The organism is Pseudomonas sp. SJZ131, assembly GCF_007828705.1.
Classification (GTDB): Bacteria; Pseudomonadota; Gammaproteobacteria; order Pseudomonadales; family Pseudomonadaceae; genus Aquipseudomonas; species Aquipseudomonas prosekii.
Map to the genome: position 1 here is coordinate 341,991 of NZ_VIVC01000006.1, position 26,492 is coordinate 368,482.

Below are 26,492 nucleotides of genomic sequence, written 5' to 3' on the forward strand. Positions count from 1 at the left end.
GAGGCCGTCCTACGGGGCTTTCGCTACGTAACGGTGGAGTTTGCAGGTGTAACGAGCGCAGGTGACATGAGGCCTGAATCAAGCCGCAAAGCAGAGTTTTCACTCGTTTTGCTCGCCAATATTCATGGCCAGTTCACAAAGTGCAGTCAGCTGCGAATGACCCCGAGCGAATGCTTCGGAAACAACGCCTAAATTAGCCATGATGCGTGACCTCCCCTTTCGGAGCTCACGGTAAATGCCAACCCGCTGCGGATTCTGCGCGCGGCAGCACCCGAATTATCAGGGATACGTGTAGGGTGGAGATGCACAACCGCTGGACTGTGTAGCAATAGGCTTTATCAAGACGCTTCATCTCGTCCACAGCCGCCGGTTGATTCCTCCTCCTGACTGAGTGCTTAAGTAGCCACAGCAAGCAGGACGCGTACGTCGCGATAACGGCCCAATTGGCCGCAGTCGCTGGACACGGGAATGGCCAACCACTCCCGACGCACCTGACACCGACCGTGAGAAGTCGTGTGTGCCGAACGCCGTTTCCGGCAGCCCGGAAACCGACGGTACTACATGAAAAGAATGCTGATTAACGCAACTCAACCCGAAGAGTTGCGTGTTGCACTGGTAGATGGCCAACGCCTCTACGACCTGGACATCGAATCCGGTGCACGCGAGCAGAAGAAGGCCAACATCTATAAAGGCCGGATTACTCGCATCGAACCAAGCCTTGAGGCTGCCTTTGTCGATTTCGGCTCTGAGCGCCACGGCTTCCTGCCCCTCAAAGAAATCTCCCGCGAATACTTCAAGAAAGCCCCCGAAGGCCGCGTCAACATTAAGGACGTCCTGACCGAAGGCCAGGAAGTCATCGTTCAGGTCGAAAAAGAAGAACGCGGCAACAAGGGCGCAGCCCTGACCACGTTCATCAGCCTGGCCGGTCGTTATCTCGTGCTGATGCCGAACAACCCGCGTGCCGGCGGTATCTCCCGTCGCATCGAAGGTGAAGAGCGCAACGAACTGCGTGAAGCCCTGAACGGCCTGGTTGCTCCAGCCGACATGGGTCTGATCGTGCGCACTGCCGGCCTGGGCCGCAGCAGCGAAGAAATGCAGTGGGACCTCGATTACCTGCTGCAACTCTGGACCGCCATCAAAGAAGCCTCGCTGGATCGCTCCGCGCCATTCCTGATCTATCAGGAAAGCAACGTGATCATCCGCGCCATCCGCGATTACCTGCGCCAGGACATCGGCGAAGTGCTGATCGACAGCGTTGAAGCCCAGGACGAAGCCCTGACCTTCATCCGCCAGGTGATGCCGCAGTACGCGAGCAAGATCAAGCTGTACGAAGACAGCGTTCCGCTGTTCAACCGTTTCCAGATCGAAAGCCAGATCGAAACCGCCTTCCAGCGCGTTGTCGAACTGCCTTCCGGCGGCTCCATCGTTATCGATCCGACCGAAGCCCTGGTGTCCATCGACATCAACTCGGCGCGCGCCACCAAAGGCAGCGACATCGAAGAAACCGCCCTGCAGACCAACCTTGAAGCCGCCGAAGAAATCGCCCGTCAGTTGCGCTTGCGCGACATTGGCGGCCTGATCGTCATCGACTTCATCGACATGACCCCTGCCAAGAACCAGCGCGCCGTGGAAGAGAAAGTCCGCGAATGCCTGGAAGCCGACCGCGCTCGCGTGCAAGTCGGTCGCATCTCGCGCTTCGGCCTGCTGGAAATGTCCCGCCAACGCCTGCGTCCATCGCTCGGCGAAAGCAGCGGCATCGTCTGCCCGCGTTGCAACGGCACCGGCATCATCCGTGACGTTGAATCGCTGTCGCTGGCGATCCTGCGCCTGATCGAAGAAGAAGCCCTGAAAGACCGCACCGCCGAAGTTCGCGCACAAGTGCCGATCCCGGTGGCCGCGTTCCTGCTCAACGAAAAACGCAACTCGATCACCAAGATCGAACTGCGCACCCGTGCCCGCATCGTCATTCTGCCGAATGATCACCTCGAAACGCCGCACTTCGAAGTTCAGCGTCTGCGTGATGACAGCCCGGAAGCGCACATCAATCAGTCCAGCTACGAAATCGCTGCTGCCGCTGCCGAAGTCGAAGAAGTCCAGCCAGCCGCTGCGACCCGCACTCTGGTTCGCCAGGAAGCCGCGGTGAAAACTGCGCCGGCCCGCGCCAACGCGCCAGTGCCGACTGAAGTCGCCGCCCCTGCGCCTGTCGCAGCACCGGTTGCCGTGCCAGAACCAAGCCTGTTCAAAGGCCTGGTGAAATCGCTGGTCAGCCTGTTCGCGACCAAAGAAGAGCCAGCCGCTCCGGTAGTTGTTGAAAAACCAGCGACCACCGAGCGTCCAGCGCGTAACGAAGAGCGCCGCAACGGTCGTCAGCAGAGCCGCAACCGTAACGGTCGCCGCGATGAAGAACGCAAACCTCGCGAGGACCGTGCACCGCGTGAAGAACGCGCACCACGTGAGCCACGCGAAGAGCGTCAACCACGCGAAGCCCGTGAAGAAACTGCAACTCCGGCCGTTGCTCGCGAAGAACGCGCACCGCGCGCCCCTCGTGAAGAACGTGCACCGCGCGCACCTCGCGAAGACCGCAAGCCTCGCGGCGGTGATCGTGAAGAACGCGTCCGTGAACTGCGTGAACCACTCGACGCCGCTCCGACTGCTGCCGCAGCCGCTACTGGCACTGTTGCCACCGCGACCACAGCGGAAGAGCGTCCAGCGCGCCAGCCACGTGAAGAACGCGCGCCACGCCAACCGCGTGAAGAGCGTCAACCCCGTGCCGAGCAAGCTGTCGCCGCCGTTGCTGAAGAAGAGCTGACCAACGAAGAGCAACTGCAGGAAGACGGTCAGGACAACGCCGAAGGCGATCGTCCACGCCGCCGCTCCCGTGGCCAGCGTCGTCGCAGCAACCGTCGCGAGCGTCAACGCGATGCCAACGGCAACGTGATCGAAGGTTCGGAAGAATCCGAGTCCGCCGAAGGCAGCGAAGGCAACGACAACAACCAGGCACCAAGCGCTGGTGATCTGGCCGCCGGCCTGGCCGTTACTGCAGCCGTCGCCAGCAGCGTGATCAGCGCTCCGGCCGAAGCTCAGGCCAACGAGCAAGCCGAACGCGCCACCGCCGCCGTGCAGGAAACTGCTCCGGTAGAAGCGCCGGTTGTTGAAGCGACTACTCCGGTAGAAGCCACGGCATCGCCGGAAATCGAAGTCGCGCCGGTTCGTCAGGCACAGCCTGAAGTTCAAGCTGCTGCCGAGCCTGCTTTTGTCGCCGAAGCTGCCCATCAGGCAACTCCGGAAACATCGACCGAAACAGTCACCGAAGCCGTTCGCGAAGTGCGTGAAGAGCAAACCGCGTTCAACTGGGTCTCCGAGCCAGTAGCCGCTGAGCCAACCGTCGAAGCCCCAGCGCCAGTCGCTGAAGCTGCGGCAGTGGAAGCTTCGTCGGTTGAAGCTCCGTCGATTGAAGCTCCGTCGGTTGAAGCTCCGGTAAACGAAGCCCCAGTAAACGAAGCTCCAGTAATTCAAGCTCCGGCATTCAAAGCGCCGTCGTTTGAAGCGCCAGTCGCCGAGCCAGTGGTTGCTGCCGCCGGGCCTGCTCCAGTGGTTGAAGCACCGGTTGTTGCCGAAGTGGCTGCACCGGTTGTCGAAGCTGCTCCGGTCAGCGCCCTGACTGAAAACGGCCGCGCGCCGAACGACCCACGTGAAGTGCGTCGCCGCAAGCGTGAAGCCGAGCGTCTGCAGAAAGAAGCCGAACAGGCTGCTTCTGCTGCTCCGGCCGCTGCTGAAGTTGCCGAGGCAGCCCCTACCCCGACTGCTGAAGCGCCTGCTGCTGGCACAGTTGAAGCCGCTATCGACGAAGCGCCACGCTCCGTTCAAGACGCGGTACAGCAACACGAGCAAGCCCTGGAAAAAGAACACGAGCCTAAACCCCTCGTCTGATTCCATCGGCCATTAAAAAGCCCCGCCTGGTGATCCAGGCGGGGCTTTTTTTATGTTCACCACAATCTCTGTGGGAGCAAGCTTGCTCGCGATGGCGGTGAGTCAGCTTGCATCAATGTTGAATATTTAACCGCTATCGCGAGCAAGCTCGCTCCCACAATGGAGGTGCGGCAGAACTACTGGAAGACCAACCTCTGCGGCACATCCACATCCCACAACACACCGGGATCATCCACCGCCACTTCCACCACCCGCGCCTGCGCGAACAACGGCTTGGCCCCGCGATCCCCTGACAACTTCATCAACTCGGGACCGAAGCGCCGCCCAAATCCCACCGGGTGTCCAGGGTCGCCCTCATGCACCGCGACGCTGATGCAATCCTCGGCCATCCCCGTCACCACCCGCTCAACACTCGAAGGCAAGATAAACGGCATATCCCCGAGCACGATCAACCAACCATCAAGTTCGGCACACGCCGCCACGCCGGCAGCGATGCTGTCGCCCATGCCGGTCGATTCGATCAGCACAATGTCGAAGCCGTAAGCCTGCGCCATGCGAATCACCTGCGGGCGATCCTCGGTGGTCACCAGCACACGCTTGTGCAGCGATGCCGGCAAACTCACCAGCACTTGCTCGATCACCGAACGCACGGCGCCATCGCGACCGGTGCAATCAGCGAGCAATTTGTCTTTATCAGCACCGGCAACCTGGCGAAACCGACTGCCCTGCCCCGCCGCCAGCACGATCACGCCAATCGGCTCACTCATACGTCCTCCCGCAACGGCTTCTTCTGTTTCAGCTCGACGCCGTTTTTGATCGCGACAATTTCGGCCAGCAGCGACAAAGCGATTTCCGCCGGAGTGTGGCTGCCGATGTGCAGGCCGATCGGGCCGTGCAGCCGCTCGATGGCCTGTGCTGACAAGCCCAGCTGAGCCAGGTTGTCGCGGCGTTTCTGACTGTTGACCCGCGAACCCAGCGCCCCCACGTAAAACGCCTTCGAATCGAGCGCCGTCAGCAGCGCCATGTCATCCAGACGTGGATCGTGGGTCAGCGCGACAATGGCCGTGCGCTCGTCGGTCTGAATGTTCAGCACCGCTTCGTCGGGCATGCCCGTGACAAATCGGCCGTGCTGTTCTTCCCAGCCGTAGACGAACTCGGTGCGCGGATCGCAGATCAGCACTTCGAAATCCAGCAGCCGCGCCATCTCCGCAACATAACGCGACAACTGCCCCGCACCGATCAGCAGCAGACGCCAGCGTGGCCCGTAGATCGCGCGCAACGTATTGCCGTCGAAACTCAGCGCATCGGTCTTGCTCGCGGGCTCCAGCAGCACTGCGCCGCTGGAAATATCCAGCAGACGCGCGACGATTTCATGGTCTTCACAACGCGCCAGCAATTCGGCGACCCACGCCGGATCGCCGACGCGTTCCTCGGTCAGGCGCAACGTGCCGCCGCAAGGCAACCCGAACCGCGCGGCCTCCTCGCGGGTAACGCCGTAGGTGATCAACTGCACCGGCGGCCCGTCAGGCGGGATCCGCCCGTCGTGCAACCGCGCAATCAGGTCGTCCTCGACGCAACCGCCGGACACTGAGCCGATCACCACGCCGTCCTCGCGCAACGCCAGCATCGCGCCAGGTGCCCGGGGCGCGGTGCCCCAGGTCTGGACCACGCTGTACAACATCACGCGCTGACCGGCGCGGCGCCATTCGAGGACGCTGCGCAAGACGTTCAGATCGACGCTGTCCATCAGGCTTCAGCCTTCTGCCAGCCCTGCAACTGATAACGCACCGGCAAGTCACGAATGCGTTTGCCGGTCGCGGCAAAGATCGCGTTACACAATGCCGGGGCAATCGGCGGCACGCCCGGTTCGCCGACGCCGCCCAATGGCACCTCACCCGGTGGCGTAACCAGATGTATCGCGACTTCCTTCGGTGCGAGCGACATGCGCGCCACTTCATACATGTGGAAGTTGTCCTGCTGGACCTTGCCGTCCTTGAAGCTGATCTCGCCGAGCACCGCGTTGCCGAGGCCCATCACGCAAGCGCCTTCGAACTGCGAACGGATGCGCTCGGGGTTGATCTGCGGACCGCAATCCACCGCAATGTCAGCCTTGTGCACGATCAACGTGCCATCGTCCTTGACCTCGACTTCAATCACCGCCGCCACGTAGGTGACGAAGCTGTAATGCACCGCCAGCCCCAAGCCTCGGCCCTTGGGCAATTGCCGACCCCAACCGGCAGCCTTGGCTGCGGTTTCCAGCACGGTGCGCATGCGCGCGGTATCGATTGGATAACGCTCCGGGGATTCGCCGTAATTCCACTCTTCACTCAAGGTGCGCGGATCAATCTTGCGATCCGGGCCGAGCAACTTCAGCTGATACTTCAGCGGATCCTGCCCAGCCTTGTGGGCCAATTCATCAACAAAGGTCTGAATCGCGAAACCGTGAGGAATGTTCGACACCGAGCGATACCAGCCGACCCGCGTGCGCACGGTCGCTTCCGGGTTTTCCAGGCGCACGTTGGGAATCGCGTACGCCATGTTGGTGAAACCCATGCCCAATTCGAACGCTGCTTCGTGGTTCATGCCCGGCGCAAACAGCGCGGTAATACTCGGCGCCACGGTGCGGTGCAACCAACCCGACGGCATGCCGTCCTTGTCCAGACTGGCTTTCAGGTATTCAGCCGACACGGTGTGGAAGTACGAACAATGGATATCGTCTTCACGCGTCCATTGCACGCGCACTGCTTTACCGGGGAATTCCTTGGCCAGAATCGCCGCTTCAACCACAAAATCCGGTTTCGACTTACGCCCGAAACCACCACCGAGCAATGTCACGTTGAACGTGACGTTATCGAACGGCACACCAAGGCGTTCGCCGATCCGCTCGCGGGTGACTTGCGGTGCCTGGCTTGGCGCCCAGGCTTCGATCACGCCGTCCTTGAAGCGGGCGATGGCGACCATCGGCTCCATCGGCGCCTGCGCCAGATGCGGCAAATAGTAGGACGCTTCCAACGTATTGGCGCCGCTCAAGGCTTTGTCGATGTCGCCGGTATTGCGCACCACTTTGCCGGGTTTCAGCGAAGCGGCTTCCAGTTCCTTGCGATAGGCAATCGAGTCGTAACTGGCATTCGGGCCGTCGTCCCACTCGATTTTCAGCGCCTCGCGGCCCTTGATCGCCGCCCAGGTGTTGCTCGCCACCACGGCCACGCCGCCCAATGGCTGAAATTCCGATGGCAACGGACGACCTTCGATCTGCAAGACTTTTATCACGCCGGGGACTTTCAGCGCGGCGCTGTCATCCACCGATTTGACCTTGCCGCCGTACACGGCCGGCCGAGCAATCGTGGCGTAAAGCATGCCCTCGAAATGCACGTCGGCGCCGTAGATTGCGCGGCCGTTGACGATGTCGTCGCCGTCGATGGCGCGCACACCTTCCTTGCCGATATAGCGAAACTCTGACGGCTGTTTGAGCCGCAGGCTGTCGCGCGCCGGTACGGCCAGCGCACCTGCGGCAGCGGCCAATTCGCCGTAACCGAGTTCACGTTTGCTCGGTTGGTGCACGACTTTGTGCAATTGCGCGCGGCATTCGCCGACCGGGACTTTCCACTGATCAGCGGCGGCTTGTTCGAGCATGGCTCGCGCGGCGGCACCGCAGCGACGCATCGGTTCGTACCAGTGACGCATGCTGCGCGAGCCGTCGGTGTCCTGGTTGCCGAAACGCACTTCGTCGCCCGGCGCCTGTTGCACTTTAACGCGCGCCCAATCGGCGTCGAGTTCATCGGCGACAACCATGCTCAGACTGGTGCGCACGCCCTGGCCCATTTCCGAGCGGTTGCAGACCACGGTGACCGTGCCGTCAGTGGCGATGCTGACGTAGACCTTCGGATCGTCGATCCAGCCGTTGGGCATGCCTTCGGCGCCGAACTTCTTGTCTTTCTCCTCAGCGAAAGCATCGGGCAACCCCCAACTCGCCGCGACCACCAGCGCACTGGTGGCGCCGACGCCTTTGAGAAAGCCGCGACGGCTCAGATTGCTCAGATTGCTCAGGGCAAAATCTTTCGGCAGCTGGCTCATGCCTTGGCCTCCTTCAGATGAGTCGAGGCCTGGCGGATCGCAGTCTTGATCCGGTTGTAAGTGCCGCAACGGCAAATGTTGCCGACCATTGCTTCTTCAATCTGCTCGTCGCTGGGATTCGGGTTGGTCTTGAGCAGCGCGGTGGCGGACATGATTTGCCCGCCCTGGCAGAAACCGCACTGGGCCACGGCGGTGTCGAGCCAGGCTTGCTGGACGACTTGCCCGACCGGATCGGCGTGCAGGTTATCGATGGTGCGCACGTCCTGGCCGATCACCGAGCCAATCGGCGTGATGCAGCTGCGCGCCGGCAGCCCGTCAATGTGGATGGTGCAGGCGCCGCACAGGCCCATGCCGCAGCCGAACTTGGTGCCGTTGTAACCGGCGACATCGCGAATCGCCCAGAGCAGCGGCATGTCTTCGGTGACGTCGAGTTGATGGTCTTCGCCATTGAGTTTCAGGGTAATCATGGGCACGCCCGCATAGTTGGTTTGGTCATGGGGTCGAGCAATCTGCCGCCGGGGGATGGCGGTGGGTGCAACAGATCGGCTCAGGCTAATCGGCTCTCTTACGTGGACGGATGCGTCTGCGTCGGGCCTGTCGTTAAATAAATGGGTGAAACAAATGGTTGCATCGTTAGGTGGCTAAGTTAACCCAGCGTTAACAAAAAAGCCCTGCACATTTGAAGTGTGCAGGGCTTCGAATTCGATCTTGAAAGCGTAGCCTCAATAACGATTAGGCTCCATTTCCAGCTCCACACCGAATCGCTGCGAAATGTCTTGCTGGATGCGTTGCGCCAGTTCCAGCAGTTGCAGCCCGGTCGCGCTGCCGTAGTTGACCAGCACCAGCGCCTGCAATTTGTGCACGCCGGCATCAGCGTCGCGGAAACCTTTCCAGCCAGCCTTCTCGATCAGCCAACCGGCGGCCAGTTTCATCTGCCCGTCGGCTTGCGCGTACGCCACCAAATCCGGGTATTCGACCTTCAGTTGCGCAACCAGCGACGCCGGCACCAACGGGTTTTTGAAGAAACTGCCGGCATTGCCGAGCACCGCCGGGTCCGGGAGTTTTTCGCTGCGGATGCTGCAAATCGCCTGGCTGACATCAGTCGGCGTCGGCTGATCGATGCCCTGCTCGGTCAGGCGTTGACGCACCGGGCCGTATTCCAGATGCAAGTGCGCAGCGCGGCTCAAAGTAAAGCGCACCCGCAGAATCAACCAGCGGCCCGGCTGCTGTTTGAACACGCTGTCGCGGTAAGCGAAATTGCAGTCCTGCAGGGTGAAATCGCGCAGCTCGCCGGTCTGCCGATCCAGCGCAGTGAGGCCGGCGAACACGTCTTTGATCTCGACGCCGTAAGCGCCAATGTTTTGCATCGGCGCGGCGCCGACAGTGCCGGGGATCAGGCTGAGATTCTCCAGCCCGGACAACCCCGCCGCCAGCGTGTGTTGCACAAACGGATGCCAAGGCTCACCGGCCTCGGCCTCGATCACCACTTGGCTGCCGTCATCGCTCAACACACGAATGCCGCGCGTGGCCATGCGCAGCACCAGCGCCTGAATATCGGCGGTCAGGAGCAAATTGCTGCCGCCACCGATCACCAACAGCGGCACTGCGTGCGTGGCGGCATAGGCCAGCGCGTCACGAACATCGGCGTCGCTGTGCGCTTCGGCAAACAGCTGCGCCTCAACGTCGACGCCAAAACTGTTGAACGGCTTGAGCGAAACCCGGGGTTGTACCTGCAAACTCATAACCGTCCTTTTAACTCGATCACCAGCCGATCACTGGCACGTTCGATCAGATCCAGCACGTACTCGAAGCCTTGGTCGCCGTCGTAATACGGATCCGGCACTTCATCGATTTCGGATTCATAACGGCGCAGGAACAGGTCCAGCTCGGCTTTGCCCTTGGCCGGTTGCAAGGCCTTGAGGTTGCGCAGGTTGCTGTTGTCCATCGCCAGGATCAAATCGTAACTGGAGAAATCGGCGCGGCTGACTTGCTGCGCGCGTTGCGCCGACAAGTCGTAACCGCGCAACTTGGCCGCCGCTTGACTGCGCTTGTCCGGCGCGTTGCCGACATGCCAGTCACCGGTGCCGGCCGAAGCCACTTCGATCTGCCCGGCCAGCCCCGCTTCGCGCAGTTTGTGGCGCAGCACGCCCTCAGCGGTGGGCGAGCGGCAAATGTTGCCGAGGCAGACAAACAGAACCCGCATCAGGCCTCCAGCAAGCGACGAACGCGCTCAAGGTCTTCGACGGTATCGACGCCGGTCGGCGGCGCGATCAACGCATCGGCAACGTGGATGCGCACGCCGTGCCACAAGGCGCGCAGTTGCTCCAGAGATTCGGTGTTTTCCAGCCAGCACGGGCCCCAGCTGACGAAGTCATGCAGGAAACCGGCGCGATAGGCGTAGATGCCGATGTGACGGCGATACGGCACACCTTCCGGCATCTGCTCGCGGGTTTTGGCGAACGCGTCGCGCGCCCACGGCAACGTGGCACGGCTGAAGGTCAGCGCCAGACCATTCAGGTCGCTGACGACCTTGACCACGTTGGGGTTGAACAGGGTTTCGACGTCTTCGATCGGCTCGGCCAACGTGGCCATGCGCGCTTCGGTGTAGGCGGCGAGGTTGGCGGCCACCTGGTCGATCACGCTCGGCGGAATCAGCGGCTCGTCGCCCTGCACGTTGACCACGATCGCGTCTGCGGCCAAGCCCAGCTTCGTCGCAACTTCGGCCAGACGGTCGGTGCCGGAATTGTGATCTTCGCGGGTCAGCACCACCTCAGCGCCGAAGCCTTTGCAGGCCTCGACAATCCGCGCATCGTCAGTGGCAACCACCACGCGCTGGGCGCTGCTTTTGCTCGCCTGTTCCCAGACGTGCTGGATCATCGGTTTGCCGGCGATCAGCAGCAGCGGTTTGCCCGGCAGGCGGGTCGAGGCGTAGCGCGATGGAATGACAACGGTAAAGGCTGTGGTCATTTATCCAGGCGCTCGTCGGTGGTCAGGGTGCGGGCTTCGGTTTCGAGCATCACCGGAATGCCGTCGCGGATCGGGTACGCCAGGCCTGCGCCTTTGCTGATCAGCTCGGTCTTGTCGGCGCTGAGCTTGAGTGGGCCTTTGCAGACCGGGCAAGCGAGGATATCGAGCAATTTGGTGTCCATGAGCGTTCCCTGGATAAAGACGTAATTAAGGCAAAAGACGATTCGGCAACAGACGCATCAGCTGCGTATCAAACCAGGCCACAAAGGCCGGCGACGGCGCAGCATCGACCGCCAGGTACCACCAGTCGGCGGCAGCAAAGGCGCGGCACTTCACCGCGTCCTTTTCGGTCATCACCAACGGCAATGACGGGATGAAATTCAACGCCTGCACGCTGTACTCGGCGTGGTCGGCAAAGGCATGCGGCAGTGGCCGCCAGTGTAGCGTTTCGAGGGTATTGAAGAAACGCTGCGGATTGCCGATCCCGGCCACTGCGTGCAGCGCCTGACCGGCAGGAAAGTGATCGAGCGGCCGGCGTTCGCCGCTGTGCAGGTTGACCAGCGCGGTCGGTTGCAACTGAAAGGCAAAACCGTCGTCGCGGTCTTCGGCGGCGCCGTTGAACAGCACGGCATCGACGCTTTGCAAGCGCTCGACCGGCTCGCGCAACGGCCCGGCGGGCAGGCAACGCTGATTGCCCAAGCCGCGCGCGGCGTCGATCAGCACCAGTTCAAGGTCGCGGGCCAAGCGGTAATGCTGCATGCCGTCGTCGGACAGAATCAGGTCCAGCGCTTCGCTGGCCAGCAATGCCTTGACCGCGTTGCTGCGGTTGGGGTCGATCATCAACGGCACGCCGGTGCGCTGGACGATCAGCAACGGCTCATCACCGGCAATCGCCGCGCTCTGCTCCGCTTCGACACGCCACGGCAGTTGCGGCGGCTTGGCGCCATAACCGCGACTGACCACGCCGACGCGCAAACCGCTGCGTTGGCAATGCTCGATCATCCACAGAATCAACGGTGTCTTGCCGGTGCCACCGACTGTGATGTTGCCGACGACAATCAACGGCACCGGCGGTTGGTAGATTTCGCCCTCGCCGGCCAGGAACCGCTGGCGCTTGCCGACCACAATGCGCCGGTACAGCCATTCCAGCGGCTGCAGCAGCTTCAGCGCCGGATGACCGGCATACCACGCGGCGAGCAAACGATCAGACATGGCCATCAGGGTGCGGGCGGCGCCGCCTCGACGGTGGTCATGCGCAAATGGCTGAAACCGAGCTTCCCGGCGGCGTCCATGGCGATGATGACGGACTGATGCTGGGCCTTGCCGTCGGCGCTGATGGACAACGGCAAGTTGGTGTCGCCATTGGATTCCTTGCGCAAGGCGTCCATCAACGTCGCCAGATCATTTTTCGGCAGCAATTGGTTGTTTACCGAAAACACGCCTTCGGCGCTGATCGCCACGTCGAGTTGCTTGAGCTGCTGATCTTCGGCCGGGGAGCCGCTGACCGCTTCCGGCAGTTCGACGCGCAACTGGGTCTCGCGGGTAAACGTGGTGGTCACGACAAAAAACAGCAGCAAAATGAACACCACGTCGATCAGCGACGCGAGGTTGATGTCGACATTCTCCCGTTGCTTGCGGCGGAATTTCACGCTTTGCCCTCAGCCAGATCGACGTCACGGTCGCCCTGCACCACCTCGACCAGCTTGATCGCTTCCTGCTCCATGCCGACCACCAGTTCATCGATGCGCCGTTGCAGGAAACGGTGGAAGAACACCGACGGAATACCGACCATCAGGCCCGCCGCCGTGGTGATCAACGCTTTCGAGATCCCCCCGGCGAGCACCGCAGCGTTGGTGGTCATGCCCGTGCCCATGAACGCGCTGAAAATATCGATCATGCCCAGCACCGTCCCGAGCAACCCGAGCAGCGGGGCCATGGCGGCGATTGTGCCGAGCGCATTGATGTAGCGCTCCAGCTCGTGAATCACCCGAGCGGCGGCTTCTTCGATGCACTCTTTCATGATCTCGCGACCATGCTTGGAGTTGGCCAGGCCGGCCGCGAGGATTTCGCCCAACGGCGAGTTGGCGCGCAGTTCCTTGAGTTTCTCTTTATTGAGCTGTTTGTCCTTGATCCAGACCCAGACCTGCCCGAGCAAGTGCTCCGGGGTCACGCGACTGGCGCGCAGGGTCCACAGACGTTCAGCAACGATTGCCATTGCCGCGATGGAACTCAGAATGATCGGAATCATCATCCAGCCGCCGGATTTAACCAATTCCCACACAGTGACAGTCCCCTCGAAAAAGTGCGCCACTCTAACATAGGGGTTCGGCGCACCGAAGACTGTCATGTCGCATCCCGTCTGGCCGTGATAGCTCATGGCTATTTATTGCCCCCGTGGTCAACCGTTGGCGAATCACGCCAGAAGCGCCGTTGTTGACGCATCGTCTGCGGTGCTTCGTAGCTGCAGAGTTGCAGACGGATGGCGCCGTGCTCGGCACTGTCATAGATGCGCAAGCCGCGTTTGCGATAGCGCGCCAGCACCGTGGGATGCGGATGACCAAAGGAATTGCCATGCCCGCGCGAGATCAGCACGGCTTTGGGTTGCAGCGCGCTGAGCAGCGCCATCGACGAAGAACTGCGACTGCCGTGGTGCGGCGCCGCCAGCCAATCGGTGCTGACTGCCAACGGGCTGTCGAGCAGCGCGCGCTCGGCGTGGCGGTCAATATCGCCGGTCAGCAGCAAACGTTCGCCGTTGGCCTCAATCTGCAGCACGCAGGATTTTTGATTGCTTTCGCTCGCCGCTGACCATTGCCAGAGCTGGAATGTCACGCCGTCCCACGTCCATTGCCGGCCACTTTCGCAATCCTCGGCCAGCAATTCGCCGGGCAAGCCTTGAGGATCGCCGCTGAGCACGCGCGCCACCGCCAGCCCGTTGGCGACCGAGCGCGCGCCGCCGGCATGATCGGCGTCGGCATGGCTGAGCAACATCACATCGAGTTGCTTCACCCCGAGTTTGCGCAATGCCGGCAGCACCACGCGCTCGCCGAGGTCGAAATCGCCGACGCGCGGGCCGGCGTCGTAGAGCAACGCGTGATGCCGGGTGCGCACCAGAATCGCCAGACCCTGGCCGACATCGAATTGCCAGACGTCGGCACGGCCCTCGGGCACTTCATCGCGCGGCGGAAACACCAGCAACAGCAGCAGCGGCCAGCCTAGCGCGCGCATCGGCACGCCACGCGGCATCAAGAGCAGGAACGCGCCCAACCCACCGAGCACACCAATCCATAACGGCACCGCCACCGGCACCCACGCGGGCAGTTGATTGGCGACCAATCCGAGGCCTTTGAACATCAGGTCGATCAGCCCGCCGGCCAGCCACAGCAAGCCTTCACCGACCACCGGCACTGGCAGCAGTAACGTCCCCAACAAGGCTGGCGGCAATACCACCAGACTGATCCACGGCACCGCGAGCAGATTGACCAGCGGCCCGCTGACACTGATGGGCAATCCCAATAACAGCAGCACCGGGCACAGGCCAATCGCGATCAACCATTGCGCGCGAGTCCAGGTTTGCCACCAACGCCACGGGCCCAGTCGCCCGCCGAAAGTGAAGATCAACACCGCGACCGCCGTGAACGACAACCAGAAACCTGGTTGCAGGCTCGCCAGCGGGTTGAGCAATAACACTCCACCGAGCGCCAGCGACAGCGGCCACCACGCGCCGAGATGACGAAAGCGCAATCGCCACAACAGCACCAGGCCAATCATCACGCAGGCGCGGCGCACCGGCACGTCGAAACCGGCCAGCAGTCCGTAACCGAGCGCGGCGGCGAACGCCAAGCCACACGCCCACGGCAACCACGGGATTCGCCCCGGCCACATGCCGTAACGGGCGAGCAAAGCGATCAACAAGTACACCGTGCCCGCCAGTAACCCGATGTGTTGCCCGGAAATCACCAACAGGTGGACGGTGCCGGTGTCCTGCAACACTTGCCAGTCTTCGCGGCTCAAACCGGCGCCATCGCCCAGTACCAGTGCCGCCAGCGCCCCGGCGCGGCCCTGCGCATCGACGTTGAGCAAGCGCTGGCGGATGCCGTCGCGCCACGCCCAACGCGCGGGCGCCAAGCGTTGGCCGTCCTTGACGCTGCCCGTCGCGCCGATGCCTTGGGCCAGTAACCAGGCGTCGTAATCGAACGCGTGCGGATTGAGCAGACCCACCGGGCGCTTCATTTTCACCGCCAGCCGCCAGCGTTCGCCGCTGTTGACCGGTGGCCCGCCGTACCACGCCAGGCGCATCAGCGACGGCACTGCGGCGTGGCGCGAGCGCGCGTCGGCCAGTTCGAAACGCACCACCGTTTCGCTGTTTTGCGGCAACCCTGTGATTCGCCCTCCGACCCAGCGCGTTTCGCCATCCAGCTTCGCGGGCAGCCGATCATCCAGCGCCGTTTGCGCAAAACCACAGGCCCAGCTAAAACCAAACAGCAAGAATGCCAACGGATACGTGCGAAACGGCAGCAGCATCAACGCCACCACCGGCAACAACAGCCACAACCAGACCGGCGGTAATTCCGGTAAAAAACGCAACGCTAATAATCCGAGCGCCAGCGCCACTATCCATGTGCGCATAAGCCCGTCCTTGAGAGGTTCCTCCCTAGGCTTAGTCGGCTTTATGCAGGTGCATGGTTATTAATTGTCACAAAGTCTGAATGGGCCACTTATAGAATCCAGACATACTTGCGGCCTGAACCGACCGAGAAGCCTTATGCCCCGGCGCTTATTCAAACGCTACATGCCAGACCCGACCAGCATCAGGGAACACAAATCCTTACGCTTTCTCGGCACTCTGCTGCATGACCCCAACCTCTGGCACCTCAATCGACACTCGGTGGCCCGGGCGATGGCGGTAGGTCTGTTTGCCGCGTTCCTGCCGGTTCCCCTGCAAATGATTGTCGCTGCGGTGCTGGCGATCATGGTGCGCGGCAACATGCCGATTGCGGTGAGCCTGGTTTGGCTGACCAATCCGATCACCATGCCAGCGGTGTTCTTTTGCACCTATCAGACCGGCGCTTGGCTGATGGATGTGCCGGCCCGACATCTGCCGGATGAGCTGACCTGGGAATGGATCAGCGGCCAACTCTCGACGTTGTGGCAGCCGTTTTTGCTGGGTTCGGTGGTGGTGGGATTGGTGCTTGGCGCCCTCGCCTATTGCCTGACCATGATGTATTGGCGTTGGTGGGTGGCGCGGCAGTGGCGGCGGCGCAAGAAGAAGAGAATGGGTTGAATGCAAAACGGCCTCCTTTTAATGGGAGGCCGTTTTTTTATGCGGTGTTTGCGCTGACGCCATCGCGAGCAAGCTCGGCTCCCACAGGTTCAGCGTTTGCCCCCCTGTAGGAGCGAGGCTTGCCCGCGAAGCAGACGACTCGGTCGCAGATCAGGTGCGCATGCCGCGCCCACTCACCAGCAACCGCGCGCAAGCGACGTACAGCACCACGGTCGCCACGATCATGAAGGTAATCGCCACGCTGATCTTGATGTCCGACACGCCAAGGATGCCGTAACGGAAGGCGTTGACCATGTGCAGCACCGGGTTGGCCAGTGACACGGTTTGCCAGAACGGCGGCAGCAGCGAAATCGAGTAGAACACCCCGCCCAGATAAGTCAGAGGCGTCAGCACGAACGTCGGGATGATCGAAATATCATCGAAGTTGCGCGCAAACACAGCGTTGATGAAGCCCAGCAACGAGAAAATCGTCGCGGTCAGCACCACCACCAGAATGGTCACGCCGAGGTGATGCACCTGCAAATCGGTGAAGAACAATGACAGCAGCGTCACGATGACCCCGACCATCAAACCGCGCAGCACGCCGCCCAAGGTGTAGCCGATCAGAATCGTGTGCGGCGACACCGGCGAGACCATCAATTCCTCGATGGAACGCTGGAACTTGCTGCCGAAGAAACTCGACACCACGTTGCCGTAGGAGTTGGTGATCACCGACATCATGATCAGCCCCGGCACGATGTACTCCATGTAAGTGAAGCCACCCATGCCCCCGATCTGCTTGCCGATCAGGTTACCGAAGATCACAAAGTACAGAACCATGGTGATCGCCGGCGGCAGCAGCGTCTGCGGCCAGATCCGGGTAAAGCGCCGGACCTCACGGTAAACGATGGTATTGAGGGCAACGAGGTTGGGCTGCAGCTCGGAACTCATACCGCCACCTTCGACAGATTTTTCTCCACCAGGGACACGAACAACTCCTCGAGGCGATTGGTTTTGTTGCGCAAGCTCAGCACTTCGATGCTCTGATGCGCCAACTGGGTGAACAGCGCGGTGATGCCCATGGCTTTGTCGACCTGCACTTCAAGCGTATGGCCATCGATCAGCTTGGTCGGGTAACCGAGCAACTGCGGCGGTGTGGTCAAGGTGTTCTTGATGTCGAGCAGGAAGGTTTCCACGTGCAACTGGCCGAGCAGCGTTTTCATGCTGGTGTTTTCGACGATAGTGCCGTGGTCGATGATCCCGATGTTGCGGCACAACTGCTCAGCCTCTTCCAGGTAATGCGTGGTGAGGATGATGGTGATGCCTTTTTGATTCAGTTCGGTGAGGAAGGTCCACATCGAACGACGCAGTTCGATGTCCACGCCCGCCGTCGGTTCGTCGAGGATCAGCAGACGCGGTTCGTGAACCAGCGCGCGCGCAATCATCAAACGCCGTTTCATCCCGCCCGACAGCGAGCGCGATGGCGTATCACGTTTGTCCCAGAGACCGAGCTGAGTCAGGTATTGCTCGGCGCGTTCCTTGGCGATTTTCGATGGGATGCCGTAATAACCGGCCTGGGTCACGACAATATCGAAGGTCTTTTCGAACTGATTGAAGTTGAATTCCTGCGGCACCACGCCAATCGAGCGCTTGAGTTGCGCAGGGTTCTTGTCCAGGTCGTGGCCGAAGATATTCACCGTGCCGCTGGTTTTGTTGACCAGGGTCGAGAGAATGCCAATGGTGGTGGATTTGCCAGCGCCGTTAGGGCCGAGCAAAGCAAAAAAGTCACCTTCGGCGACGTCCAGATCGATACCACTCAAGGCCTGGAAACCGTTGCCGTAGGTTTTGGTTAGCTGCCGGATGGACAGAGCGGAACTCATATCTGATTACGCACCAAGAAGGGAAGAAAGGAATAAATAAGGGCGGGCGGCGACGAAAACAACCGCGGCGCAGGAGCGCAATGGTGCGTGTCGCCGTCGCACAAGTACAGTCAAGTGTGTCGATAGTGAGTATTAAGTCAACGCGGTCATGACCGCCTTCTGATACGCCGGACGCTGTTTCAACCGCGCATACCAGCCTTCGAGATGCGGCTGCGGCGCGCGCTCGATGGGCATCTCGAACCAGGCATAAATGAAACTGCCCAGCGGAATGTCGCCCATGCCGATTTCGGCGCCGGACAGGTACGGTTGGTTCGTCAATGCCTGATCGGCCATCGACAGCAAGCCTTCGCATTCCTTGATCGCCGCATGGATGGCGGGCCAGTCCTGCTGATCTTTCGGCGTGCGCAACACACCCCAGAACACTGTGCGGAACGGGCCGGCGAAACTTGAAGTGGTCCAGTCCATCCATTTGTCAGCGGTCGCGCGCGCCTGAACATCCTGCGGATACCACGTCGTGTTGCTGGCGTGTTTGGCCATCAGGTAACGCACGATGGCATTGGATTCCCACAGGACAAAACCGTCGTCCTCAATCACCGGCACCCGCCCATTCGGATTCATCGCCCGGTACTGCGGCGTGTCGACGACCCCGAACGCACCACCGGCATCGATGGCTTCGTAGGCGAGGCCGAGTTCTTCGGCGGCCCACAGTGGTTTGCGCACATTCGACGAGTTTTTCCGACCCCAGATCTTCAGCATGACCGCCTCTTTATGGATGAATGCGCAGGCAGCATACGCCGGATCAGGCCCGACTCAAATCACCCTGCATGTCGCCACGCATGTCACCCAAAAGCGCGGGCAGATGGTCGCCGAAGAGGTGCGGATAGCACTTTTTCAGGTGTTGGAAAAAGAATGTCTCAGGCACGTCAGCGAACTGGCCGTGGTCCACCAGGTACTCCATCAACAGCTCGCCGTCGCGGTTGAACGGATGGAAAACGCTGTCGTGCTCGCCGTCGAATTCCAGCGGCGCGACATTGAACAATTCGCACAAACCCTGATTGAACGCCGGCGTCGCTTTGACCCAGCGCCCGTTCAAAAACAACTCGGTGTAACCGTGCATGGCGAACACATCGCTCTTGAGCAATTCCAGCAAACGCGGCGTCGACAGGTGATTGCGCACGTCCGCCAGTCCAATACGCGCGGCGATCCCACAATGCCGGGCACATGCCGCCAACAAAGTCGCTTTGGGCACGCAGTAACTTTCGCCGGCCGCGAGTGCGTAACTGCCACGCAAGGTGTCTGGGTCGCGGCTGAAGGTGTAGGGGTTGTAGCGCACGGCCTCACGCACCGCGTAATACAGATTGATCGCCTGCTGCACGGGATCGCGACTGACCCCACGATGCTTTTCGGCGAACTCCACCACTGCGCGGTGGTCACTATCGATGAAGCGGCCGGGATTCAAATACTCGTGCATGAGGGCGATCTCCTGGGGGAGCCTCGAGTCTAGCGACACCTTCAGCACAGAGATAACGACGTTTCGGCCAAACATGGGCGCTTTGCCGCTACCCCCGCGAACGTTTTCCCAGGGCTGTTGCCCACAGTTCTTACAAAACCCGTCCAAGGTTTCCCACGATATCAATCACATCGGTCTGACCACACTGTTTTGCGGATGCCGTCTAAGCTCTGAAGGTTGGTTTTGCCCTGGTGTCACGGAGGATTAAATATGCTGTTGTTGTGGATACTGGTTCTGATCGTCGGAGTCGCCTATTTGGCTCACCGCCGCGTCGCCCCGCTGCCGGCGTTGGGCATTGTGGCTGTTTACGTGTTGGCGATGGGCGCCTTCAGCCATGCACCGGGTTGGCTGTTGCTGATTCTCTGGGTGCTGATCGCTGCGGTGGCGGCGCCTCTGTTGCTGCCCGACCTGCGCCGCAAATACTTCAGCGCGCCGCTGTTCAGCTGGTTTCAGAAAACCCTGCCGCCGATGTCGCAAACCGAACGCGACGCCATCGATGCCGGCACCGTGTGGTGGGACGGCGAACTGTTCAGCGGTCGTCCGGACTGGGACAAGTTGCTGGCCTATCCAAAAGTCCAACTGACCGAAGAAGAACAGGCCTTCATTGATGGCCCGACCGAAGAACTCTGCGCGATGGTCAGCGATTGGCAGATCGGCCAGGACATGGACCTGCCGCTCGAAGCCTGGACGCACATCAAGGAAAACGGCTTCTTTGCGCTGATCATTCCCAAGGAATTCGGCGGCAAAGGCTTCTCCGCGTACGCCCACTCTCAGGTCGCAATGAAACTGGCGACCCGCAGCGGCGACCTCGCCTCCACCGTCATGGTCCCGAACTCGCTGGGCCCTGCCGAACTGCTGCTGCATTACGGCACCGACGAACAACGCAACCATTACCTGCCACGTCTGGCGCGTGGCGATGACATCCCATGTTTCGCACTGACCGGGCCGCTGGCCGGCTCCGACGCGGGCGCGATGCCCGACACCGGGATCATCTGCAAAGGTGAATGGGAAGGTCAGGAAACCCTGGGCCTGCGCCTGAACTGGGAAAAACGCTACATCACCCTCGGCCCTGTCGCCACCCTGCTTGGTCTGGCGTTCAAGGCTTATGACCCGGATCACTTGCTGGGTGACAAGGAAGACCTCGGCATCAGCCTCGCGCTGATCCCCACCGAAACCCCTGGCGTCGAAATCGGCCGTCGTCACCTGCCGCTCGGCGCGGCGTTCATGAACGGCCCGAACTCCGGCAAAGACGTGTTCATTCCGCTGGAATTCCTCATCGGCGGCCAGGAAATGCTCGGCAAAGGCTGGATGATGCTGATGAACTGCCTGTCGGTCGGGCGTTCCATTTCCCTGCCGGCCGTGGGCACTGGCGCCGCCAAGTTCACCAGTCTGGTCACTGGCCAATACGCGCAAGTACGTGAACAGTTCAACGTGCCGCTGTCGGCATTCGAAGGTATCCAGGAAGCCATGGCGCGCATCGGCGGCAACGCCTGGATGATGGACGCCGCGCGCATGCTGACCGCCAACGCTGTGGATTTGGGCGAGAAACCATCGGTGTTGTCGGCGATCCTCAAATATCACCTGACCGAACGCGGCCGCGAGTGCATCAGCCACGCGATGGACGTGCACGGCGGCAAAGCAATCATCATGGGGCCGAACAACTATCTGGGCCGCAGCTGGAATGGCGCGCCGATCTTCATCACCGTGGAAGGCGCGAACATCCTTTCGCGCAACCTGATGATCTTCGGCCAAGGCGCGATTCGCTGCCATCCATTCGTACTCAAGGAAATGGCGCTGGCCGGTCGTGAAGACAAGGATCAGGCACTCAAGGAATTCGACGGTCTGCTGCTCCAGCACATCGGTTTTGCGGTCAGCAACGCTGCCAGCACGCTGGTGTTGAACCTCGGTTTCGGCCACTTCGAACACGCGCCGGGCAACAAGCTGAGCCAGGGTTACTTCCGCGCGCTCAACCGTCAGGCTGCCGCATTCGCCATGCTCGCCGACCTCAGCATGATGCTGCTGGGCGGCGAACTGAAACGTCGCGAACGTCTGTCGGCGCGTCTGGGCGATGTGCTCAGCAACATGTACCTCGCCTCCGCCGCCCTCAAGCGTTATCACGATCTGGACTCGCCGGACCACATGGCGCCATTGTTCAACTGGGCGATGGAAGAAAGCCTCGGTCAGTCCGAGCGGGCGTTGGACGAACTGTTGAGCAACTTCCCGAACAAGATCCTGGGTTGCCTGCTGCGGGTCATCGTGTTCCCGTTCGGCCGTCGCCACAAAGGTCCATCGGACAAACTCGGTGCCGAAGTGGCTGCGGTGATTGGCCGGGCCAAGGGCGATCCAACCCTCGAAGAGTTGCTCGGCGGTTGCTACCGTCCGCAGTCGGCTGATGACGCGGTTGGCGCGCTGCAACATGCGTGCAATCTGCTGAACAGCGCGCAGCCGTTGCACAAAAAGCTGCACGTCGCGCTCAAGAGCGGTCAGGTCAAACCGACTGCCGGCGAACACGCGATTGATGCCGCACTGGAGGTCGGCGTGTTGCAACCGGCAGAGGCGCAGACCCTGCGTGATGCCGAACTGGCGCGCCGCAAAGTCATTGATGTCGATGACTTCGACAAGGAAGAACTGGCGCTGGCCGACGGAAAGGTCCGCTGATCCTGTAAAAACCGGTGCGGGAGCTTTATACTCCCGCGCCCGTTTTGCTCTTGAGGACTTATCTCGTGTCCAATGTCGTTGCCGACCATCTCGTCTTGCTTGACCACTTGCGCAGCATCCTGGTCGCCGTCGGTGAGGCCGAACAGGTTCCTGATGAAAGCCACGCCCTGTTCATGGAGCGTTTCGACGAATTGCGTGAGTCGCTGCCGGTCGATCCGATCGAAAGCCAATATCTGGGTCAGGACATTCTCTGCCAGGTAATCACCCGTTATCCGCAAATCGCCCACCTGGTACCGCGCGACCTGCTCTGGTACTTCGCCGGCGATTGCTTGCATTACATGCCTGACGATGAAATCAATCTGTATCAGGCTCTGGAAGAACGTCGTTTCGAAGCTGAGCAGAACGATGAACCGTTTGACTGGAATCAGGAAAAACAGCTGCTGGCGATGTCGAACGACGACAGCAAGCACTGATCCCGGATCAGCAATGCAAAAGGCCCGCATGGACAACATGCGGGCCTTTTTTTGTGGCGTTAATGAGGGCGCCTTCGCGGGCAAGCCTCGCTCCTACAGGTTATGCGCGATCCCTGTAGGAGCGAGGCTTGCCCGCGAAGGCGTCAGTCAAAGCAATCCGTCACTCTCCGGCAACTCATACTCAGCCGCAACCTTGCCCAAGGCACTCGGCTTCCCCGGCTTGCTCAGCGTCGGCTCTTTCTCCAGGCACTCCACCAGATAATCAATCAACACCCGAAGCTTGGGCGGCAGATAACGCGTCGGTGAATGCAGCAACCAGGCACCGCCATGATAGGACGCGAGGAACGTCCAGTCCGGCAGCACCTGCACAATCAATCCCTGCTCCAGCGCATAACGCGCAGTGAAATACGGCAAGCTGCCAATGCCAATGTGCTGCAACACCGCGCCGAGCCGCACGCCTGTGTGGTTGGCCGCATAACGTCCACGCACGCCGACGGTCACCGCTTTGCCGCCCTTCTTGAATTTCCAGCGTGCATCGCTCGGGGTTTCGCCCAGGTAGATGCAGCTGTGATTGAGCAAGTCGTGAGGATGGGTCGGCGTGCCATGTTCGGCGAGGTATTGCGGGGTGGCGCACAGCAAATGGTCGATGGTCAGCAACTGCCGCCCGACCAATCCGGCCGGCGGGCGATCGGTGATACGGATCGCCAGGTCGACATTGTCATCGATCAAATCCACTTGCCGATCTTCCAGCAACAACTCCACATCGACTTTGGGATAACGCCGCAGAAATTCCGGCATATGCGGGTGAATCACAAAACGCCCCACCGCTTTCGGCACGCTGACCCGCACCAGACCTTCCGCCTCATGGTTGAACTGGCCGCTGATTTCCATCACTGACTTCGCCGCGCTGACCATTTCCTGGCAACGCTTGAACACTTCTTCGCCGCCATCACTCAAGCGCAATTTGCGCGTGGTGCGCTGCAGCAAACGCGTGTTCAAGGCTTTCTCCAAACGCGAAATGCTGCGGCTGACCGCCGAGGGCGACGAGCCTAATTGGCGAGAGGCTTCGGAGAAGCTGCCGGTCTCGACAACTTTGACGAAAATCGCCATCTCACCCAACAACGGCAGCGGTAGATTTATGCTCACAGCGCAACAGCCCTTTGATGTTTGAACGGATTATCACGGAAAACCACGATTCATATAATAAAAACAGAAACTTTAATAAGGGCATGGAATATGACGCTTCGCCTCTTTTTCCATAGTGATGACCTCAAGGCCAATGTGGAAGTCCTCGACTGCACGCCCCACGAGAATGAATTCGCGGTGGTTCTACGCGCCACACTGTTTCACCCACAGGGCGGCGGGCAGCCGTCGGACATTGGCTGGATCGGTGAAAGCCAAGTGCTGCGCGTGGTTCAGGATCCCGAGCGGATCGTCCATTACGTCGACCACCCGGTACAACTCGGGATGATCCAGATCCGCGTCGACGAACAACGCCGCCAACTCAACGCCCGCCTGCACTCGGCCGGTCACCTGATCGGGCATTTCATTCAGGCGCGCGGCTGGATGCCGATCAAGGCGCACCACTGGCCGGGCGAAAGCCGGGTGCAATTCAAACCGGCCGAATCGGCCGAAGAAGTGGATGTGGAAACCGTCCAGCGCGGCATCGAACAGTGGATTGCCGCCGACCTGCCGCGCCTGACGTCATTGCGCGAAGGCGCCCGGGAAATCAGTTTCGGCGACCTGCCGGCCTACGGTTGTGGCGGCACACATGTACGGAGCCTGAAGGATTTGGGCACGGTAACGATCGACTCCCTCGCACAGAAAAAGGGCACCTTGTCCGTCCATTACCACGTGGACTGACGCGCGGACTGAGCTTTGCCGCGATGGCGCCACCGTCATCGCTCAACGCTCAACGCTCAACGCCGGAGGGGCACGCACGAGCGAGCTCCGTTGACTACTCGATAGATGGACCTGAAAACATGATGCTTGACGTCGAGCGTCTCGATGAGACGTGCATAAAAAAACTCGCCAACGAAGAAGTGCTCGCCGTTCGCGTCAAAGGCTTTTTGCCTCAGCCGCTGGCGGTGCAGATTGGCGACAAGATTCTTGCGCCGGGTTTCGAGGGCTACATCAACGCACCGAGCATCGGTCGCATTGGCATGGCGTTTTATGAAGCGGAAAACCAGCCACTGCTGATCGAAGATTATTTTGCCCGCGCCGCCAGCAACATCGAAGAACTGCGCAACCGCTGCGCACCCTACGCCTCCCCCGTCGACACGCTGCGCTGCATGCTCGACGAGACCTGGCCGGCAGGCGCGCATCTGGAAAACCTCTACGGACGCAAAATGTACGTCGGCCTGTCCCGCGTGGTGAAACCCGGCGTGTGTTTCCTCGCCCATCACGACATCTTCGCCAAGGACGCCCCGGACAGTTTTCAGGCGCGCAGCCTCGACGCGCAGTTTGCCTGCAACGTCTACCTGAACATGCCGACCGAGGGCGGCGCGTTGCAGATGTGGAACCACCCCATCACCCCCGACCAGTTCGATGAAATGCGTGGCGACAGCTACGGCATCGACCCGGCACTGCTCGGCCCTCCGACCCTGGAGGTACGCCCCGATCCGGGCGATTTCATCATGTTCAACTCGCGCTGCATGCACTCGGTGACGCCGGGCGTGGCAGATCCGCGTTTGAGCCTGTCCTTTTTTGTCGGTTATCGCGGCAACGCTGCACCCCTTACTTTCTGGAGTTGAGATGCTTTCGAATTACCTGGGCGAGTTTCTGGCACTGGCGACCATTCACTTTCTGGCCGTCGTCGCCCCCGGACCGGACTTTGCCGTCACCATCCGCCAGAGCGTGCGTTTCGGCCGGCTGGTCGGCATCTGCACTGCGCTGGGCATCGGCGCGGGGATTTCCGTGCACGTGCTTTACACCCTGCTCGGCGTCGGCGCGCTGATGCACACCACGCCGTGGCTGCTGACCGTGGCCAAGGTCGTGGGCGGCGCCTACATTCTGTACCTCGGCGTCAGCCTGTTGCGCAGTAAGCCGAAAACCGTGCTTGAAGGGGAAAAAGTCACGGACGAACCAGTGGTCGAGCAGACGCTGTTGAAAGCGTTTACCACGGGTTTCCTGACCAACGCGACCAACCCGAAAGCCACGCTATTCTTTCTGGCGATCTTCACCACCATAATCAGCGCCACGACGCCGCTGAACATTCAAGCGCTGTACGGCGTGTGGATGTGTTTTGTTAACGCGCTGTGGTTCGTGATTGTGGCGCTGTTTTTTTCCAGTAACCGGGTGCGCCTGTTGTTCTTGCGTATGGGGCATTGGTTCGAACGCAGCATGGGAGTGATTCTGATCCTGTTCGCCGGGCGCCTGATTTTGTCGATGTAAAACTCATTCACAACGAAACATGCACCACGCAAAAGGCTCGCCTATTCAGACTGGCGGGCCTTTTTTTGCAGGCTTGGGATAAATCGAGCGCACACAAAAACGCCGCTCAGTGAGCGGCGTTTTTGTTGAATATGGAGCGGGAAACGAGACTCGAACTCGCGACCCCGACCTTGGCAAGGTCGTGCTCTACCAACTGAGCTATTCCCGCAAATGGCGTCCCCTAGGGGACTCGAACCCCTGTTACCGCCGTGAAAGGGCGGTGTCCTAGGCCACTAGACGAAGGGGACACGCTAACTGAAACACATGGTGTGTATTTCAGTGCCCAAATCCGCATCCGAAGATGTCGT

At 60.8% G+C, this 26,492-nt stretch carries 24 protein-coding genes and 2 tRNA genes; 7 read left to right on the plus strand and 19 right to left on the minus strand.

Going from position 1 to position 26,492, the window contains the following annotated elements:
• The first annotated feature begins 561 nt into the window (after nt 1–561).
• Nucleotides 562–3,930, plus strand: a complete 3,369-nt coding sequence (gene rne / locus FBY12_RS24830; protein ID WP_145256813.1) for a ribonuclease E — start codon at nt 562–564, stop codon at nt 3,928–3,930.
• A gap of 176 nt (nt 3,931–4,106) precedes the next feature.
• Here the strand turns inward: rne and FBY12_RS24835 are convergent, their stop codons facing one another.
• The 12 genes from FBY12_RS24835 to FBY12_RS24890 all read right to left on the minus strand — a co-directional run bounded on the left by FBY12_RS24835 (nt 4,107) and on the right by FBY12_RS24890 (nt 15,597).
• Nucleotides 4,107–4,697 carry an NTP transferase domain-containing protein gene (locus FBY12_RS24835; RefSeq protein WP_145256816.1) on the minus strand — a complete coding sequence of 197 codons (591 nt, stop codon included), beginning with the start codon at nt 4,695–4,697 and terminating at the stop codon, nt 4,107–4,109.
• Nucleotides 4,694–5,677, minus strand: a complete 984-nt coding sequence (locus tag FBY12_RS24840) for an XdhC family protein (RefSeq protein ID WP_145256819.1) — start codon at nt 5,675–5,677, stop codon at nt 4,694–4,696. The genes FBY12_RS24835 and FBY12_RS24840 overlap by 4 nt, the downstream gene beginning before the upstream one ends.
• Nucleotides 5,677–8,004, minus strand: a complete 2,328-nt coding sequence (locus FBY12_RS24845) for a xanthine dehydrogenase family protein molybdopterin-binding subunit (protein WP_145256822.1) — start codon at nt 8,002–8,004, stop codon at nt 5,677–5,679. Before FBY12_RS24845 ends, FBY12_RS24840 begins: the two co-directional genes overlap by 1 nt.
• Entirely contained in the window at nt 8,001–8,471 is a 471-nt protein-coding gene (locus FBY12_RS24850; protein WP_121731930.1) for a (2Fe-2S)-binding protein, read from the minus strand. The genes FBY12_RS24845 and FBY12_RS24850 overlap by 4 nt, the downstream gene beginning before the upstream one ends.
• Nucleotides 8,472–8,726: 255 nt before the next feature.
• Nucleotides 8,727–9,746, minus strand: a complete 1,020-nt coding sequence (murB, locus tag FBY12_RS24855) for a UDP-N-acetylmuramate dehydrogenase (RefSeq protein ID WP_145256826.1) — start codon at nt 9,744–9,746, stop codon at nt 8,727–8,729.
• Complete coding sequence (locus FBY12_RS24860) at nt 9,743–10,207, minus strand: low molecular weight protein-tyrosine-phosphatase (RefSeq protein ID WP_145256829.1); 465 nt, start codon at nt 10,205–10,207, stop codon at nt 9,743–9,745. The genes murB and FBY12_RS24860 overlap by 4 nt, the downstream gene beginning before the upstream one ends.
• Complete coding sequence (gene kdsB / locus FBY12_RS24865; RefSeq protein WP_145256831.1) at nt 10,207–10,971, minus strand: 3-deoxy-manno-octulosonate cytidylyltransferase; 765 nt, start codon at nt 10,969–10,971, stop codon at nt 10,207–10,209. Before kdsB ends, FBY12_RS24860 begins: the two co-directional genes overlap by 1 nt.
• Nucleotides 10,968–11,153, minus strand: coding sequence for a Trm112 family protein (locus FBY12_RS24870; RefSeq protein WP_007945752.1), 186 nt, complete (start codon nt 11,151–11,153; stop codon nt 10,968–10,970). Before FBY12_RS24870 ends, kdsB begins: the two co-directional genes overlap by 4 nt.
• 25 nt (nt 11,154–11,178) lie before the next feature.
• The gene (lpxK, locus tag FBY12_RS24875; protein WP_145256834.1) at nt 11,179–12,189 is read right to left on the minus strand and encodes a tetraacyldisaccharide 4'-kinase; all 1,011 of its coding nucleotides are present in this window, start codon (nt 12,187–12,189) and stop codon (nt 11,179–11,181) included.
• Nucleotides 12,189–12,620, minus strand: coding sequence for a biopolymer transporter ExbD (locus FBY12_RS24880; protein ID WP_092279234.1), 432 nt, complete (start codon nt 12,618–12,620; stop codon nt 12,189–12,191). Before FBY12_RS24880 ends, lpxK begins: the two co-directional genes overlap by 1 nt.
• Nucleotides 12,617–13,252, minus strand: coding sequence for a MotA/TolQ/ExbB proton channel family protein (locus tag FBY12_RS24885; protein ID WP_167370441.1), 636 nt, complete (start codon nt 13,250–13,252; stop codon nt 12,617–12,619). The genes FBY12_RS24880 and FBY12_RS24885 overlap by 4 nt, the downstream gene beginning before the upstream one ends.
• Nucleotides 13,253–13,350: 98 nt before the next feature.
• Nucleotides 13,351–15,597, minus strand: a complete 2,247-nt coding sequence (locus tag FBY12_RS24890; protein WP_145256837.1) for a DNA internalization-related competence protein ComEC/Rec2 — start codon at nt 15,595–15,597, stop codon at nt 13,351–13,353.
• 136 nt (nt 15,598–15,733) lie between these two features.
• On the opposite strand from FBY12_RS24890, the gene FBY12_RS24895 reads away from it, so the two are divergent.
• On the plus strand, nt 15,734–16,252 hold the full coding sequence (locus FBY12_RS24895; RefSeq protein ID WP_145256840.1) for a DUF2062 domain-containing protein: 519 nt from the start codon (nt 15,734–15,736) through the stop codon (nt 16,250–16,252).
• Between the two features lie 150 nt (nt 16,253–16,402).
• On the opposite strand, the gene FBY12_RS24900 is transcribed toward FBY12_RS24895, so the two are convergent.
• The 4 genes from FBY12_RS24900 to FBY12_RS24915 form a co-directional block, all read right to left on the minus strand.
• Entirely contained in the window at nt 16,403–17,182 is a 780-nt protein-coding gene (locus tag FBY12_RS24900; protein WP_121731921.1) for an ABC transporter permease, read from the minus strand.
• Nucleotides 17,179–18,111 (minus strand): ABC transporter ATP-binding protein, encoded by a 933-nt coding sequence (locus FBY12_RS24905; protein WP_145256843.1) that lies wholly within the window; start codon nt 18,109–18,111, stop codon nt 17,179–17,181. The genes FBY12_RS24900 and FBY12_RS24905 overlap by 4 nt, the downstream gene beginning before the upstream one ends.
• Before the next feature lie 132 nt (nt 18,112–18,243).
• A complete protein-coding gene (locus FBY12_RS24910) occupies nt 18,244–18,867 on the minus strand; it encodes a glutathione S-transferase family protein (RefSeq protein WP_145256846.1) in 624 nt (207 codons plus the stop codon).
• Nucleotides 18,868–18,910: 43 nt separating this feature from the next.
• The gene (locus FBY12_RS24915) at nt 18,911–19,582 is read right to left on the minus strand and encodes a transglutaminase family protein (protein WP_145256849.1); all 672 of its coding nucleotides are present in this window, start codon (nt 19,580–19,582) and stop codon (nt 18,911–18,913) included.
• 249 nt (nt 19,583–19,831) lie between these two features.
• Between FBY12_RS24915 and FBY12_RS24920 the strand changes: the two genes are divergently transcribed.
• Together FBY12_RS24920 and FBY12_RS24925 are read left to right on the plus strand one after the other, a co-directional pair.
• Entirely contained in the window at nt 19,832–22,279 is a 2,448-nt protein-coding gene (locus FBY12_RS24920) for an acyl-CoA dehydrogenase (protein ID WP_145256852.1), read from the plus strand.
• A 65-nt stretch (nt 22,280–22,344) separates the two neighbouring features.
• On the plus strand, nt 22,345–22,752 hold the full coding sequence (locus FBY12_RS24925) for a PA2817 family protein (RefSeq protein ID WP_121731916.1): 408 nt from the start codon (nt 22,345–22,347) through the stop codon (nt 22,750–22,752).
• Between the two features lie 147 nt (nt 22,753–22,899).
• On the opposite strand, the gene FBY12_RS24935 is transcribed toward FBY12_RS24925, so the two are convergent.
• A complete protein-coding gene (locus FBY12_RS24935; protein ID WP_101206828.1) occupies nt 22,900–23,898 on the minus strand; it encodes a LysR family transcriptional regulator in 999 nt (332 codons plus the stop codon).
• Between the two features lie 90 nt (nt 23,899–23,988).
• On the opposite strand from FBY12_RS24935, the gene FBY12_RS24940 reads away from it, so the two are divergent.
• From FBY12_RS24940 to FBY12_RS24950, 3 genes are all read left to right on the plus strand, one after another.
• A complete protein-coding gene (locus tag FBY12_RS24940; RefSeq protein WP_145256858.1) occupies nt 23,989–24,615 on the plus strand; it encodes an alanyl-tRNA editing protein in 627 nt (208 codons plus the stop codon).
• A gap of 119 nt (nt 24,616–24,734) precedes the next feature.
• Nucleotides 24,735–25,505 carry a 2OG-Fe(II) oxygenase gene (locus FBY12_RS24945; RefSeq protein ID WP_145256861.1) on the plus strand — a complete coding sequence of 257 codons (771 nt, stop codon included), beginning with the start codon at nt 24,735–24,737 and terminating at the stop codon, nt 25,503–25,505.
• Nucleotide 25,506: 1 nt separating this feature from the next.
• Nucleotides 25,507–26,145: a LysE family translocator gene (locus FBY12_RS24950; RefSeq protein ID WP_145256864.1), complete on the plus strand. Its 639-nt coding sequence runs from the start codon at nt 25,507–25,509 to the stop codon at nt 26,143–26,145.
• A gap of 132 nt (nt 26,146–26,277) precedes the next feature.
• On the opposite strand, the gene FBY12_RS24955 is transcribed toward FBY12_RS24950, so the two are convergent.
• A tRNA-Gly gene (locus FBY12_RS24955) sits at nt 26,278–26,353 on the minus strand.
• Between the two features lie 3 nt (nt 26,354–26,356).
• Nucleotides 26,357–26,432 (minus strand) — tRNA-Glu (locus FBY12_RS24960).
• Nucleotides 26,433–26,492 lie beyond the last annotated feature (60 nt).